This is a genomic window from Brevundimonas sp. UBA7507, from assembly GCF_002478355.1.
GTDB classification, from domain to species: Bacteria; Pseudomonadota; Alphaproteobacteria; order Caulobacterales; family Caulobacteraceae; genus Brevundimonas; species Brevundimonas diminuta_D.
Genome location: NZ_DLNP01000005.1, coordinates 45,947 through 60,904, shown reverse-complemented (window position 1 = coordinate 60,904; position 14,958 = coordinate 45,947). Strand labels below are relative to the sequence as shown.

The window sequence follows — 14,958 nt, the reverse complement described above, 5'->3', positions numbered from 1 at the left end:
CGTTTCCAACCGGTTAACCGTATTCAGGGCATAGGGGTGGGCTAGTCTTCGGATGTCGCCATGCGTACGCCCCTGAACACCCTCCATGTCGCTGTCCTGATGGGCGGCCTGTCGTCGGAACGCGAGGTCTCGCTGTCCTCGGGGCGCGGCTGCGCGGACGCCCTGGAAGGACAGGTCGCCAAGGTCACGCGCGTCGACGCCGGGCGCGATCTGGCCCAGGTGCTGACGGTGCTGAAGCCCGACGTCGTCTTCAACGCCCTGCACGGCAAATGGGGCGAAGACGGCTGCGTCCAGGGCATCCTGGAGACGCTGAAGATTCCTTACACCCACTCCGGCGTCCTGGCCTCGGCCTTGGCGATGGACAAGGACAAGTCCAAGGCCGTGTTGCAGGCGGCGGGCGTCATCGTGCCCGGCGGCGGCCTGTTCGACCGGCATGAGGTCGCCAGCCGCCACGTCATCGACCCGCCCTATGTGGTCAAGCCGAACGCCGAGGGGTCTTCCGTCGGCGTCTATGTGGTGCGCGAGGGCGCCAACCGCCCGGTGGTCGAGGTCGGCGCCGAGGACTGGGCCTATGGCGATCAGGTCATGGTCGAGCCCTTCATCCCCGGCAAGGAACTGGCGGTCAGCGTGATCGGCGAGGCGACCGGCCCGCGCGCCCTGACCATCACCGACATCACCCCGACCAAGGGCTTCTACGACTACGAGGCCAAATATGCGCCCGGCGGCTCGCGGCACGTCCTGTCCGCCGAGTTGCCCTCGCACGTCTTTGACAAGGCTTTACGTCAGGCCGAGCTGGCCCACGCGGCCATGGGGTGCCGCGGCGTCTCCCGCGCCGACTTCCGTTATGACGATGTTAACGACGTTCTCGTTCTGTTGGAGGTGAACACCCAGCCCGGCATGACCCCGACCTCGCTCGTTCCCGAGCAGGCGGCCTTTGTCGGTATGGATTATCGCGAACTGGTTCGTTGGATGGTGGAGGACGCCTCATGCCCGCGGTAGTGCGCGGCGGTCGGCGACAGTCTTCGGGCAAGGGCGGCGCGCGCGGCGCTCCGTCCGGCCGCGCGGCCGAGATCGGCCGTCTGGACATGTCGCCGCGCGTCGTGGCGGCGACCCTGGTGGTGGGCGTCGGCATACTGGCGGCCGTGCTGGCCACCGGCGCGCGGGCCGAGCGTATCTCGACGGCCGTCACCGAACGCTTTGACGCCGTGACGACGGGCATGGGCCTGAAGGTGCGTCAGGTCCACGTCACCGGCGCCTCGCCCGAGGCCGCCGCCGCCGTGCGCGCCGCCGTCGGCGTCCACGCCGATCAGCCTATCGTCAGCCTGGATCTGGCCGCCGTGCGCGACCGGGTGCAGTCGGTCGGCTGGGTCAAGGAGGCGCGCGTGGTGCGCCTGCTGCCCGACACCCTGATCGTGGACGTCAAGGAGCACGATCGCCTCGCCGTCTGGCAGGTCGGCGGCAAGGCTCATGTCATCGACGCGCAAGGGATCGTCATTCCCGGCGCCGACGCGGGCCGATACCCGCGCCTGCCGCTGGTGGTGGGCAAGGGCGCCGATCAGGCGGCCTCCGACGTCCTGCCCCTGCTGGCCCAGCGTCCGCGCCTGATGGCCAAGGTCGACGCCCTGGTCCGGGTGGACGAGCGCCGCTGGGACTTGCGCCTCAAGGACGGCGCCCTGATCCAGCTGCCCGCCGTGGATCAGGAATCCGCCCTCATCCGCCTCGACGCCCTGGATCAGCGCGAACGCCTGCTGGACCTGGGCTTTGCCCGTATCGACCTTCGCACGCCGGAAGAAGTGGCCGTCCGCCCTTCCGAAGGCGCCGTTTGACTATCTGACCCTCAAGGACACGACCCCATGGTTGGACGCAGCCGAGACATCAAGCCGGAACAGGGCAGGGGCGCGCCGCGCGCGCCGGTCGTGGCCGCGCTCGATCTCGGCCAGGCCAAGGTCGCCTGCTTCATCATGAAGCCCGACGGCGTGCGCCACGCCGACCGCACCATCCGTGTCGCCGGCGCCGGCCACGTCCAGTCGCGCGGCGTCAAGGGCGGGGCCATCGTCAACATGGACGAGACGGCCCAGGCCATCGGCCACGCCGTCGAACGCGCCGAGCGCGCGGCGGGCGCCCCCGTCTCCGGCGTCGTCGTCACCACGGCCATCGGCCAGATGGCCAGCCACCGGGTGCAGGCGCGCGTCTCGCTCGGCTCTCACCCGATCAGCGACGCCGATCTGGCGCGCGCCATCGGCATGGCCCTGGCCCAGATCCGTCTGCCGAACCGGCGCCCGATCCACGTCCTGCCCATCGCCTGGTCGGTGGACGGCGCCAGGGGCGTTCACGACCCGCGCTCGATGCGCGGCGGCTCGCTGGGGCTGGACCTGCTGGTCGTCTCCATGTCCGAGGGCTCGTTCAACGCCCTCAGCCACTGCCTCGAACTGGCGCACCTGGACCTGCAGGGCGTGGCCGCCGCGCCGGTCGTCTCCTCCCTCGCCGCCTTGGAAGAGGATGAGATGGAGCTGGGCGCCCTGTGCATCGACATGGGCGGCGGTTCGACCTCGGCGGCCGTCTGGGGCGGGCGCTCCTTGCTGCACATCGAGAGCCTGAACGTCGGCGGCGACCATGTGACCGCCGACATCGCGCGCGGCCTGTCCACCTCGCGCGTCGGCGCCGAACGGCTCAAGACCCTGCACGGCTCGGCCATGGCCAGCGCCAACGAAGACCGCGAAATGCTTGAGGCCCCGCCGCGCGGCGAGGACGCCTCCGCCGGTCCCGTCATCGTCCCGCGCGCCATGCTCAAGACCGTCATCGCTCCGCGCGTGGAAGAGACGCTGGAGCTGCTGCGCGATCGCCTGAAACACGCCGGCATGGGTCTCGAGCCCGGCGCGGGCTTGGTCCTGACCGGCGGCGCCAGTCAACTGAACGGCGTGCGCGAACTGGCCGTGCGCGTCTTCGACCGCCCGGTGCGCCTGGGCCGCCCGCAACGCGCGCCCCACCTGGCCGACGCGGCCGCCGGCCCGGCCTTCTGCTCAGCCGCAGGCGTCCTCCTGCGCGCCGCCTATGGCCCGCGCGAGGCCGTCTCCGCCCGCAAGCTGATGTCCCGCCAGATCACGGCTGCGGATGCGCCAAAGGTTCACCGCGGCGGCATGGTGGCGCGCGCGGCGGGGTGGCTGCGGGATAACCTGTAAAAAACAACCATTACTTTTGATTGAGAGTGGTGAGGGGCGCTGGTGAGTGCGTCCTAGATTTTTTGTCATATTTTCGACAATTAAATGAAAAAAGGCGACGGCAAAGCCGTCGCCCTTCTGTCGTCTGTGTTACGGCAACCTTAGAAGTTGTAGGAGACCGTAAACGTTACTGAGCGGCCTTGCCAGTCGTATTGGCTGACCAATGGCGTATTACCGATTCTCGTAGAGCCGCTGCTTGCCGAGACCAACGGCGGATTCTCGTTGAAGATGTTGCGGACGCCGAGCTGCAGAGTCAGGTCGTCAATACGGCGACGCACGGACATATTATGAGACATGTAGAAGGGTGTGGAACGCTCATACCATACCGGTTGACCCAGATACGTGCCCTGGTTCCCCGGAGTCGCGAAGAACGGCGCGTTGTCTGTTTCGCCGACAAAGTCGACGCTGTAGAAGCCCGTCCAGTCTCCTCGGTCAAAACGAGCGGAGACTTGACCGTTTAGTTCAGGGCGTCCGATTCGGCTTTCAAGTTGTGTAACCTGGGAATCGCCGAAAGTTTGTTGGGTCCAATCAAGAATATAGCTGGCGCGACCATTGACCGTCAGGTCGCCGAACGAGAACTCTTTCTTGTAGCGAATGTTGAGATCAAGACCCTCGTTTTGCTGCTCCGATATATTCACGTAGCTGTCATTAACTCGCAGAATCTGCAGATAGCTCGTTGAGTTGGGATTGAGGTCGCGTTGAAACAACGAGCAGAGCGCTTCATTTGGAAAATTCTCCGAAGTGTAGCAGCCCGACACGATATTGCTTGCACCAAACTGGTCGACTTGATCGTTAACTTGGATTTTCCAATAGTCGAGCGCAATGCTCAGATCGATGAACGATGGGGTCCAAATCAGGCCGATCGTGGTTGCTTTAGCCGTTTCTGGATCCAGAATGCCCAAACCACCGCCAGTGATGATGGTCGCAGACGAAGACCCCGCTGCACTATAATCATCCGGAATGCCTTGAGCAGCGCAGTTGGCCTTCAGCTCATTGTTGTTGGACGTGCCGTAGTTGATGCAAGGGTCGATCGAAGCTTGGCCCAAGAAGCTGGTCTGGTTCGCTAGGAACAATTCGTAAAGCGCAGGCGCACGGAACGACGTGCCGTAAGACGCGCGTATTCTATACGACGGCGTGATGGACCAGTTCAGTCCGACTTTATAGGTCGAGTTCTCACCGTAAGAGTCGTAGTCGGAGAATCGCCCGGACACGTTTAGATCGAGGCTATCGATACCTGGAACGTTTTTGATGAGCGGAACTTCGAATTCGGCGAACAACTCTTTGACCGTGTCCGAACCCACGGTGCGCCCCGCAGCGGTGGCGCCCCACAGGTTGCCGGTGCGCTCCTGTTCTCCGGGGTTGTCGTCGATCTCTTCCTTCCGGATATGAAAGCCTAGGGCCATACCTAACGGGCCGGCGGGAAGGTTGAAGAGCTCGCCGGAGATAACACCTTCCACATACTTGTGTTCGTAGGTGGTGGTGCCTCGCTCGTAGCCCATTAGGAAAGCGAGTTCTTCGGGTGTCAGAATTCCGTTTTCGACTAGATCCTTGCTGTACCAGTTGACGCCGCCTGTGGGGCAGGCGGTAGCGGTCTTCAGAAGGAAGACGTCACAGTTTCCGGCAGCCACGAAATCGTCGTCACGATAGATCGTGTTTCCGGCGTTATCGACGATAGTGTTGCCTTCCAAGTCTTCGCCGTACCAAGCTAAAAGTCCTGCTGTAGCTTCGACGCGGTCGTTATAGAAGAAGTTGCTCCCGTAGGTTCCCTTCGACTTGGAGTATTGTCCAGACAGTTCCCAATCCCAAGTACGTCCAGCGAACTGGAAGTCGCCGCGGAAACCGCCGGCTCCACGCCAATATTCAACCTCCTGATCGTTGTTTGAATTGACCAACGCGACCGGGGTTACGTAGTGGCAGCCGATGCCGCTGGTGCCATTGCAGACTCCACCAAAGGGGTTGAGCGTGTGCATCGGAGAAGTGGTCGGGAATAGCTGACGCCAGGAGCGCTGCTCCGACTCGCGCTTATTGTAGAGCAACTCGCCAAACATTTCGATGTTCGGAGTCAGATCATAACCGCCAAACAAGCTCAAGCTAGTGCGCTTAACTGGCGAAATGGCGGTGCGGCTATCGTAGCGATCCGAGTGCAGCGGATATTCGGCTGTCGCCGCGCGGCGAACGTCAGTTGGCTGCGCCGTAATTGAACAGGCCCCTGAGCCGCCCGCTACGAGGTGAAAGCCCTTAATGTCGCAGCCTGTGTAACCGCCGCCCAAAACGGCTGCCGGGCTGAAGGTGAAGTCCCCGGCGCGGTTGGCTCCGCCGCCAGCGTACTGGGCCCGCAAGATAGCATTGAGGGTGCCTGTGCACTTGTATGTGCCGGTGTTGGGGTCAACGACGTCGCCACGGATGAGCAGATTCTCATCCAGGAATACACGTTCTTGGGGGCACTGGAAGTAGTCGCGGTCCCCGAAAAGAAGTTCCTTGCGTTCGTAATAGTCGGCGCCGGCCGTCAGGTAACCACGATCCCAAGCTTTCCCGTAGCTGGCGTTTACGCGGTATTCCGCGCCGCCGCTTTCGAGGGGTTGGTTCGTGAAAAACTCGACGTTGCCTCCGTCCTGATTGGTTTTGGTGATGATGTTAATCACACCGGCTACGGCATCCGAACCGTAAATCGAAGAGGCGCCGTCGGTCAGTATTTCCACGCGTTCAATTTGCGAACTCGGAATAGTGTTCAGGTCGGTCGGACCTACCGTGCCGCGAACGCCAGCTGGGCCAACGCGACGGCCGTTGACTAGAACCAGAGTACGCTGTTCACCGAGGCCGCGCAGCGAAATGGTATTCACGCCGGGGCCGCCAGTCGTCACAAAACCGGTGAAGAAGTTGTTAATTTGCGTTGCATTGTTGGCGGCAGTGGAGGACTGAAGAATTTCAGTCGTATCCGCAAGACCTTCAAGGGTGGCCTGCTCGGAAGTGATTACTTGGATGGGTTGCGAACTGCTGAACTCGTTCCGGCGGATGCGAGAGCCAGTGACGACAACGTCCGAAACCTGTGACGCTTTTTCCTGTTCGTTTTGACTAGGGGCTGCGTCCTGAGCCCAGACGGCAGGCGCTATCGCGATGGCGCCTGCAATGATGGTCGAGGCAAGCAGCCCCCTTTTGTTTGTGTACATGAAGTTCTGCCTTCCCCAACTCAATTTGGAATTGTCTCGAATGTCACTCTCGCGAAGGCATTTGCCCGCGATTATGCCAATCCCACGAGATGGTTCATTCATACGGCATGACGACGTAATGCCAACACAATAATGACGATATTGGGGTTGAATGGGGCAAGAATGTCGTAAATAGGACACTATCGAGTTGGGGCGTCCGTTCGGAGCAGATTTGCGCCTGCCTTGTTTGGGCGGCTCTCCATAATATAGCTCAGAGAATTGGGTGGACTAAGAAAATGCGTCGAAAATTCATCGTGTTGATGTCTGCTGCGTTGATTTCATGCGGAGCTTTGACTTCGAGTCGCGTCTGGGCGCAGACGAATGAACTTCCGGCCGCCTCCGCTTTCGGGCGGCGGCCGGCAATCAGCAGCGTGTCGTTCTCTCCAGACGGACGGCATCTTGTTGCCGTAATATCGCCCGATGGCGTGCGCCGTGTTATGGCCATTTGGAAGGCGGACGATTTGCGGAGCCCGCCTCATACTGTGGGGTCCGATGCGCGCTCTGAGATCATCGCGGCTCAGTTTATCAAGAACGATCGACTATTCGTCACCACACAACAATTGACGGACTTCAATCTCAGCGGCCAGGCTGAGCGCTCATATGCAACCCGCACGCAGGTGTTGGATCTTGCTGGTGATCCAGTTCGCACTTCGCTCAAATTCGATGGTCTGACAGAGGCACAGCAGCAGTTTGTGGGTGTTGGCGGTCTAGTAAGCGGTCTTCCTCAAGATCCGCAGTCCATTCTCGTGCGCGATCCGATGCGAGGCGACACCTATGTGCTCAACCTCTATACGGGGCGAGCTGAACGGCGTGAGCGTGGCTCTGACCGATTCAGCAGTCCTCAGGCTGATTTGAACGGTGACATCCGGGCGCGCCAGCAGTTCGATTTCGACAATGGCGCGGCCTACATTGCTCAATGGATTAAGGACGCTGGAGGTAACTGGGCTGAGCACTTCCGATGGTATGCGCGCGACCGCAAGCCGATAGAGATAGCGGGCTTCTCTAATGATCCAAACATTATCTTCGTCAGTAGTGTCGAGGGGCGCGATCATAACGCGATCTACGAATATGATATCAGTCAGAAGAAGCTAGGCGAAGTCGCGTTTGCGCATCCCTATTTCAATGCAGAAGGCGTCGTGCGATCACGAGCTTCCCAGGACTTTGGCGAAGTGCTCGGCTTCACCTACAGCGGCGAGCGCAATAGGGTCTACTGGGTCGATCCGCAGATGGAATCGTCGTTTGAACAGATCCGCAAGGCTCTGGGCGTCACCGACACCTCGGTGGAGTGGAGGGACATCGCCTCAGGTCAGATTGCTCGTATAAACGTGGGCGATGGCGCGGATATCGATATCGTCTCTGTTTCGGACGATCGCACTAAGTTCATTATCCGCAAGTCGGGCGGTTCTACGCCGCCGGAATACTATGTCTTACAGAACGGAAGCGTTACGCTGCTCGGCCGTGCTTATCCTGAACTGCGTGAAGCAAAGCTAGGGCCAGTGGAACTTATCCAGTACACAGCACGGGATGGCCTTATTATTCCTGGGATTCTCACTAAGCCGGACCCGGAAATCTATGGTCCAGGGCCACACCCAGCCATTATTACTCCGCACGGGGGGCCATGGTCGCGCGACAATTTGGACTGGGATCCCACAGGTTGGACTCAATATTTCGCCACGCGCGGCTATGCGGTGTTGCAGCCGCAGTTCCGGGGTTCCGAAGGTTGGGGCCAGCGCCTTTGGCGCGAAGGTGATGGCGAATGGGGACGCAAAATGCAGGATGATAACGACGACGGAGCACGTTGGTTGATTGAGCAAGGAATCGCGGCGCCAGATCGCATTGCGATGCACGGCTACTCTTACGGCGGCTACGCATCGATGATGGCGGCGGTTCGTCCGAACGGACTGTACCAGTGCGCGATCGCCGGCGCGGGACCGGCCACAATCGACCTGTTCAAGAAGGGAACTTACAATAGTCGTTTTTTGCGTGAATTCCAGCATCCGACCGCGAGCGGTGAAGATCCGCTGCGGCGCATTGCAGAGGTTACGATCCCAATCTACCTCTACACTGGTGATCGTGATACCCGCGTCATTCCGGCGGAATCGAGGAGTTTCGCTTCGGCGTTGGAGCGTTTGGGCAAGCCTGTTCAACTCCGCATTCTGCCGAACATGGAGCACACCATGAATACCTGGACGCCGGAGAATACCGAGCTGATTCTGACCTCCATTGAGGAGTTCCTTAAAACCTCGTGCGGGCCGGACGGCTTGTAAGCGATATCGTTCAGGTGGCTTGGTGGGGCGGTTTTTAGGGCCGCCCCTTTGGAGGCTCTAGATTGTGGCCGTGGAGTCGATGATGGGTAATGCAATCTGCGGGCAAAATTGCCTCAGCGGCATTCATATCCGTCCGACTCACGCTATTCATGGTAACCCTTCGTTAACGCAGTCAGGGTTTTCCTTAACGCGCTCATAACCAATGCGATTCGGCGGGGAGTTCGCATCGGGGACGAAGGGCAGGGTCCTTAGGTCGGAATAATACAATGTCTCTCTCGCTGGTCAGGCCGGAAGCTACGGAATTGAAGCCCCGCATCGTCGTCTTCGGCGTGGGCGGAGCGGGCGGAAACGCGGTCAACAACATGATCGACTCCGGCCTTGAAGGCGTGGAGTTCGTCGTCGCCAACACCGACGCCCAGCATCTGAGCTTCGCCAAGACCGACCGCCGCATCCAGCTGGGCGAGACCATCACGCAAGGGCTGGGCGCGGGCGCCCACCCCGAAGTCGGCATGAACGCCGCCGAAGAGAGCGCGGACGAGATCCACGCGCACCTGGAAGGCGCGCACATGGTCTTCATCACCTGCGGCATGGGCGGCGGCACCGGCACCGGCGCGGCGCCGGTCATCGCCAAATGCGCGCGTGATCGCGGCATCCTGACCGTCGGCGTGGTGACCAAGCCCTTCACCTTCGAGGGGCGTCACCGGATGCGCCTGGCCGACGCGGGCGTGGCCGAGCTGCAGCGTTACGTCGACACCCTGATCGTCATTCCGAACCAGAACCTGTTCCGCGTCGCCAACGAACGCACCACCTTCTCCGACGCCTTCGGCATGGCGGACCAGGTGCTGCACTCGGGCGTGCGCTCGATCACCGACCTGATGATCCTGCCGGGCCTGATCAACCTCGACTTCGCGGACGTCCGCGCCGTGATGAGCGAGATGGGCAAGGCCATGATGGGCACGGGCGAGGCCACGGGCGACGACCGCGCCCTGCTGGCGGCCCAGAACGCCATCGCCAACCCGCTGCTGGACGAGACCAGCCTGAAGGGCGCCAAGGCCGTGCTGGTGAACATCACCGGCGGCATGGACATGACCCTGCTGGAAGTCGACGAGGCCGCCAACGCCATCGCCGGCGAAGTGGACGGCGACGCCAACATCATCTTCGGCGCGGCCTTCGATCCGGCCCTGGACGGCAAGATTCGCGTCTCGGTCGTCGCGACCGGCATGGATGAAGCCGTCATCCAGCAGATCGAGCCGCAGGGCCAGAGCTTCGGCCGCACGGGCGGCCTGCCCAACGCAGCGCCGCGTCAGCCGGAAGTCCGCATCGATCCGGTGCGCGAAGCCGCGCCGCAGCCGGCGCCCGCTCCGGTCTATGAAGCCCCGGCCGCGCGCGCGCCTGAGCCGAAGATCGAAGCCAAGCCCGAGCCGGTCATCCGTGACGCGCCGCGCAATCTGGAGCCGATCGTCGATCCGTGGGTCGAGGAATATGAGCAGAGCGCCGGTCGGGCCCAGCCCGCCGCCTCGTCCGAGCAGGGCGACCTCTATTTCGACCGTGCGCCGCAGCGTCAACAGCCGGCGCCGCAGCAACCGGCCCAGCGTCCGGCCGCCCGTCATGAAGAGCCCGCCGAGGAGCCCTTCTACGACGAGCGCGACCATCGCCGCAGCGGTTGGAGCCTGTTCGGCCGCAAGCGTCAGCAGCCGCAGCAGCAACAGTCCTATGCGCCGCCGCCGTCGTCGAACCGCACGACCCAGCAACTGCGCCAGACCCAGGCGATGCAGCCCCAGCAGCAAGATCCGCAGGTGGGCCAGTCCGAGGATGACGACCTGGAGATTCCGTCCTTTCTCCGCCGCCTCGCGAACTGATCGGCCTAAGAAGCCCTGAAACAGAAACGCCTCGGAGCCGACCTCCGGGGCGTTTTTGCGCGTGGGGACAGGGGTCGGGACGTGTCGTCGAACCGAAACAATCCGAAACCCGACTTTCATTTCGGGCTTGAGGCCTGAGGCGTAAACGACAGGTGAGGCGAAGACCGTCCTGTTTGGGGCGGGTCGCGCAACAGAGAGTATCCGAGTGACGGTCCGCAACGACCAGTACGAACAGACCATCGTCGCCCCGGCCATCTGCGCCGGCGTCGGCGTGCACACCGGCCGCCGCGTGCGTCTGGTCGTGCGCCCGGCCGCGCCCGGCCACGGCATCGTCTTCGTGCGCACGGACGTCACCGACCGCGACAACCGCATCCCCGTCTCGGGCGAGGCGGTCGTGGACGCGCGCCTGAACACCATGATCGAGAACGCGGCGGGCGTGCGCCTGTCGACGATCGAGCACCTGATGGCCACCCTGGCCGCCCTGGGCGTCTCCAACGCCGTGATCGAGGTGGACGGGCCGGAACTGCCGATCCTGGACGGCTCGGCGCTGCAGTTCGTGCAACTGCTGGATCGCGCGGGTTTCCGCCGTCAGGAAGCACCCCAGACCTATATCGAGATTCTGAAGCCGATCCGGGTGGAGGAGGGCGACAAGTCCGCTGTCCTTAAGCCCTGCGACCGTTATGAGATGCGCTTCGAGATCGACTTCCCCACGCCGGTCATCGGCCATCAGGTGGTGGATTTCGTGGTGGACGAGGCCACCTTCCGCACGGACATCATGGCCGCTCGCACCTTCGGCTTCGCCCATGAGGTCGAGGCCCTGCGTCAGGCCGGTCTGGCCCGCGGCGGTTCGCTGGAGAACGCCGTGGTCATCGACGGCGATCACATCCTGAACCCCGGCGGCCTGCGCATGGAACGCGAGTTCGTGCGCCACAAGGCGCTGGACGCCATCGGCGACCTGTATGTCCTCGGCGCGCCGCTGCTGGGTCGCTATGAAGGTGTCAAGGCGGGCCACGCCCTGAACAACAAGCTGGTCCGCGCCCTGCTGGCCCAGCCGGATGCCTGGCGCGAAACGGTGCACGTGCCCGACATGGCGATGGCGGGGTAGGTTCCCTTCTCCCCTTGTGGGAGAAGGTGGCAGGCGGAGCCTGACGGATGAGGGGTGTGACCGCCCTGGTATCCGGATGGGGGCGCCGCTTGCCGAGGTGATTTCCGAATGCCGCGCTGACCCCCCTCATCCGAGCGCCTCCGGCGCCCACCTTCTCCCACAAGGGGAGAAGGGTCAGGTGAGGGTGATTGCTGAGATCAACCGGCCGAAGTCCGGTTCGCCCGCCAGATAGGCGCGGCGGTTCGAGTAGAAGCGCTCTGCATCCATGCGGGTGTCGTCGCCGGTCCAGGCGGCCTCGCCGACGCCCGCCTGCTCCAGTCGCCACAGGACGAAGCCGGGCAGGTCGAACTGGCGTTTGTCGTCGGCCGCGCCGGGGGCGAAGAAGCGTTCGCTGCCGGGATCGTGGTGGGCGAAGCGGTCCTGATAGTCGGCACCGACTTCGTATGAGCTTTGAGCGATGCAGGGGCCGACGACGGCGACGACGCGCGACGGCTCGGCGCCCAGGGCCTGCATGGCCGTGACGGTCGAGTGGATGACGCCGCCCAGGGCGCCCTTCCAGCCTGCGTGGGCGGCGCCGACCACGCCCGCTTCGGCGTCGGCGAACAGGACGGGGGCGCAGTCGGCGGTCAGGACGGTCAGCACGGGCCCCTTCACGCCCGCGACCACGGCGTCGCCCTCGGGGCGTTCTCCGGCCCAGCCGCTTTCGGCCACGCGGGCGACGGCGGAGTGGACCTGATAGCAGCCGCACAGGTCGTCGGCGGCGCCGCCCATCCACTCGGCGACGCGGCGGCGGTTCTCGGCGACATGGGCCGGGTCGTCCTTGGAGCCGACGCCCGCGTTCAATCCGGCGTAGATGCCGTCCGATACGCCGCCCGCGCGCGTGAAGAAGCCGTGGCGCACCCCGGCCCTGGTCAGCAGCGGATGGGTGATCGGGTTCAGGCTCATGCGGCGCCCTCCAGTTCGAAACGGGCGGCGTCGATGGCGGCCTGAACGGCCTTGCGCGCCTGGGGGCTGTTCTTCCAGCAGGTCGAGCCGACGCTGGCGGCGGCTCCGGCGCAGACGACGGCCGCATCCGCCTGGGCCAGACGGGCGAAGCCGCCGACGCCCAGTTCCTCCAGCCGCTGGATCACCTTGGGGCCGACGCCCTTGGTCGCCAGCAGGATCTGGCGCTCATGCTCGGTGAAGGTCATGGCCGCATCAGCCTCCATCCTTGGGCGGGCCGCGTCAGAAGCCCGGCAGGGCCAGTGAACGGGGCGAGAAGATCGCCGCCGCCTTGAACAGTTCGCCCATCTGGTCCGGCGCGGTCAGGCGATCCAGTTGGCGCTGGATGACCGGGGCGGCTTCGGGGCGTCCCTGCATCAACCGCTGGGCGCGGGCTTCGATCCCCAGCGCCTTCAGGAAGGCGCCTTGGCCGACGCAGCCGGTGACGTCGGCGCCGCCGCGCACGGCGGCCTCCAGCACTAGGGGGAAGTCGGCCCATTGCGTCAGGTCGGCCTCGCCCGGCGTGGACAAGGGATCGACCTTCTGGTGCCGCCGCAGGGCCTGAAGCGTGTCGCCCGCCTCGGGTTTGCTGCGGCCGTAGTCGATCAGCAGGGCGGCGCCGGATGCGGCGCGGATCAGGCTGGCCAGATCGCGGCCGAAGGCGGCCTGCTGTTCGGAAATCTCGATGATCTGGCCCGGTTCGACGTCAAAGCTCGGCGCCTCGAAGCCGTCGGCGATGGCGGTCAGGCCGAAGGTCAGCTCGTTGTCGTCGGTGACGCCGATGCGACGCTCGGCCCAGCCACCCTCGGTCTTGATGAACTGGCGCGCGGGCAGGCAGTCCAGCACCTCGTTGGCGATCAGGATGACCGGGGCGTCGGTCTCGATCTTGTGCAGGGCGCTGAGCCAGCGCGGATGGACATCCGCGTCGGCCAGCCGCCGGGCCTGTTCGGCGCGCAAGGGGGCGCTGGGTTCGATCAGGATCAGGTCGACCGCCTGCAGGAAGCCGGGGACCAGCCGCGCCGCGCGCAGAACGTCGGACATCAGCGTGCCGTCGCCCGGCCCGACCTCGACCAGCCGCACACGCTCGGGCGCGCCGAGACGGGTCCAAGTCTCGACCGCCCACAGGCCGATCAGTTCGCCGAACATCTGGCTGACCATGGGGGCGGTGATGAAGTCGCCCCACTCGCCCAGCGCGGGGCGAGTGGCGTAATAGCCGCCCTTGGGGTCGTGCAGGCAGCGGGTGACGTAGTCCGCCACCGTCATCGGCCCGGTCAGCACGATCTCGCGGACCAGGCGGTCCTTGAGCGTCTCCGCCATGATGGTCTTACGCCTCCGTGACGGCCGGCTTCTTCAGCGCCCGCCAGATCAGCCAGGCGCCGACCAGCATCATCGGGATCGACAGGATCATGCCCATGGTCAGACCCAGCGGCAGGTTCTCCAGCCCGGCGTCGGGCTGACGCACGTTCTCCAGCGCGGCGCGGCAGACGCCGTAGCCCAGCAGGAACAGGCCGGTGACGAAGCCCGGACGCTTGAGCATCCGCCACTTCCAGATCGCCAGCGACAGGATGACGAACAGCAGCAGGCCCTCCAGGCCCGCCTCATACAGTTGGCTGGGGTGGCGCGGCTCGTTGCCGGCGGGGCAGAAGCCGTACATCTGCTGGATGCGTTCGTTGCAGAAGCGGATGGCCCAGGGAACTGTCGTCTCGCGGCCCCACAGCTCGCCGTTGATGAAGTTGGCGATGCGGCCGAAGAACAGACCCAGCGGTGCGACCGGGGCGATCAGGTCGCCCAGGCTGAGCGGGTTCACCTGTTGGCGACGGGCGTAGAGGGTGATGGCGATGACGACGCCCAGGAAGCCGCCGTGGAAGCTCATCCCGCCGGTCCACAGCTGCAGCAGCTCCAGCCGCTCGCCCCAGCTGTCTCCGGTGAACAACTGGGCGAACATCTCCGGCTTGTAGAAGAGGGCGTAGCCGAAACGACCGCCCAGGATGACGCCCAGCGTGATCCACAGAACCAGGTCGTCCAACTGCTGGCCATTCACCGGCGACTTGCCCGGCGCCCACAGCCGCTCGGTCTTGGCCAGACGCGAGGCGTACCACCAGCCCAGGACGATGCCGGCGACATAGGCCAGGGCGTACCAGCGGATGGGCAGGGGGCCGAGGTGGATCAGGACAGGGTCGAATTCGGGAAAGGGCACGGGGCCTCCGTCTGCGCCTTCAGAAGTTGTCCATCGTCTAGCAAGCGGGACTACATTCGTCGCGCGCTTTTCCCGCGAAGCAGTCTATAGGCCGCAGGCAGGTAAGATTTGGTTTACCCAAATCA

At 64.0% G+C, this 14,958-nt stretch carries 11 protein-coding genes; 6 read left to right on the top strand and 5 right to left on the bottom strand.

Annotation, left to right across the window (positions count from 1 at the left end):
• Positions 1–60 precede the first annotated feature (60 nt).
• Genes B3D50_RS03445 through ftsA form a run of 3 tightly spaced genes read left to right on the top strand, consistent with a single transcriptional unit; the run spans position 61 to position 3,179 of the window.
• On the top strand, positions 61–999 hold the full coding sequence (locus B3D50_RS03445; protein ID WP_286949424.1) for a D-alanine--D-alanine ligase: 939 nt from the start codon (positions 61–63) through the stop codon (positions 997–999).
• Complete coding sequence (locus tag B3D50_RS03440) at positions 987–1,826, top strand: cell division protein FtsQ/DivIB (RefSeq protein WP_200166105.1); 840 nt, start codon at positions 987–989, stop codon at positions 1,824–1,826. Before B3D50_RS03445 ends, B3D50_RS03440 begins: the two co-directional genes overlap by 13 nt.
• 27 nt (positions 1,827–1,853) lie before the next feature.
• Entirely contained in the window at positions 1,854–3,179 is a 1,326-nt protein-coding gene (gene ftsA / locus B3D50_RS03435; RefSeq protein ID WP_087138786.1) for a cell division protein FtsA, read from the top strand.
• A gap of 140 nt (positions 3,180–3,319) precedes the next feature.
• Here the strand turns inward: ftsA and B3D50_RS03430 are convergent, their stop codons facing one another.
• A complete protein-coding gene (locus B3D50_RS03430; RefSeq protein WP_286949422.1) occupies positions 3,320–6,385 on the bottom strand; it encodes a TonB-dependent receptor plug domain-containing protein in 3,066 nt (1,021 codons plus the stop codon).
• A 275-nt stretch (positions 6,386–6,660) separates the two neighbouring features.
• On the opposite strand from B3D50_RS03430, the gene B3D50_RS03425 reads away from it, so the two are divergent.
• From B3D50_RS03425 to lpxC, 3 genes are all read left to right on the top strand, one after another.
• The gene (locus B3D50_RS03425) at positions 6,661–8,691 is read left to right on the top strand and encodes an alpha/beta hydrolase family protein (RefSeq protein ID WP_286949421.1); all 2,031 of its coding nucleotides are present in this window, start codon (positions 6,661–6,663) and stop codon (positions 8,689–8,691) included.
• Positions 8,692–8,957: 266 nt separating this feature from the next.
• On the top strand, positions 8,958–10,550 hold the full coding sequence (gene ftsZ, locus B3D50_RS03420; protein WP_128115333.1) for a cell division protein FtsZ: 1,593 nt from the start codon (positions 8,958–8,960) through the stop codon (positions 10,548–10,550).
• Between the two features lie 205 nt (positions 10,551–10,755).
• Positions 10,756–11,655 (top strand): UDP-3-O-acyl-N-acetylglucosamine deacetylase, encoded by a 900-nt coding sequence (gene lpxC, locus B3D50_RS03415; protein WP_286949420.1) that lies wholly within the window; start codon positions 10,756–10,758, stop codon positions 11,653–11,655.
• A 174-nt stretch (positions 11,656–11,829) separates the two neighbouring features.
• Here the strand turns inward: lpxC and pgeF are convergent, their stop codons facing one another.
• From pgeF to lgt, 4 genes are read right to left on the bottom strand one after another with little or no spacing between them, the layout of a single operon-like run.
• A complete protein-coding gene (gene pgeF, locus B3D50_RS03410) occupies positions 11,830–12,600 on the bottom strand; it encodes a peptidoglycan editing factor PgeF (protein ID WP_286949419.1) in 771 nt (256 codons plus the stop codon).
• Positions 12,597–12,845: a helix-hairpin-helix domain-containing protein gene (locus B3D50_RS03405; protein WP_286949418.1), complete on the bottom strand. Its 249-nt coding sequence runs from the start codon at positions 12,843–12,845 to the stop codon at positions 12,597–12,599. Before B3D50_RS03405 ends, pgeF begins: the two co-directional genes overlap by 4 nt.
• A 34-nt stretch (positions 12,846–12,879) precedes the next feature.
• Positions 12,880–13,953: a class I SAM-dependent methyltransferase gene (locus tag B3D50_RS03400; protein ID WP_286949417.1), complete on the bottom strand. Its 1,074-nt coding sequence runs from the start codon at positions 13,951–13,953 to the stop codon at positions 12,880–12,882.
• A gap of 7 nt (positions 13,954–13,960) precedes the next feature.
• Entirely contained in the window at positions 13,961–14,833 is an 873-nt protein-coding gene (lgt, locus tag B3D50_RS03395; protein ID WP_286949416.1) for a prolipoprotein diacylglyceryl transferase, read from the bottom strand.
• Between the last annotated feature and the right edge of the window lie 125 nt (positions 14,834–14,958).

Coding starts and splice junctions, on each gene's coding strand:
- B3D50_RS03445 (WP_286949424.1), top strand. CDS start 61: ATGCGTACGCCCCTGAACACCCTCCATGTCGCTGTCCTGATGGGCGGC.
- B3D50_RS03440 (WP_200166105.1), top strand. CDS start 987: ATGCCCGCGGTAGTGCGCGGCGGTCGGCGACAGTCTTCGGGCAAGGGC.
- ftsA (WP_087138786.1), top strand. CDS start 1,854: ATGGTTGGACGCAGCCGAGACATCAAGCCGGAACAGGGCAGGGGCGCG.
- B3D50_RS03430 (WP_286949422.1), bottom strand. CDS start 6,385: ATGTACACAAACAAAAGGGGGCTGCTTGCCTCGACCATCATTGCAGGC.
- B3D50_RS03425 (WP_286949421.1), top strand. CDS start 6,661: ATGCGTCGAAAATTCATCGTGTTGATGTCTGCTGCGTTGATTTCATGC.
- ftsZ (WP_128115333.1), top strand. CDS start 8,958: ATGTCTCTCTCGCTGGTCAGGCCGGAAGCTACGGAATTGAAGCCCCGC.
- pgeF (WP_286949419.1), bottom strand. CDS start 12,600: ATGAGCCTGAACCCGATCACCCATCCGCTGCTGACCAGGGCCGGGGTG.
- B3D50_RS03405 (WP_286949418.1), bottom strand. CDS start 12,845: ATGACCTTCACCGAGCATGAGCGCCAGATCCTGCTGGCGACCAAGGGC.
- B3D50_RS03400 (WP_286949417.1), bottom strand. CDS start 13,953: ATGGCGGAGACGCTCAAGGACCGCCTGGTCCGCGAGATCGTGCTGACC.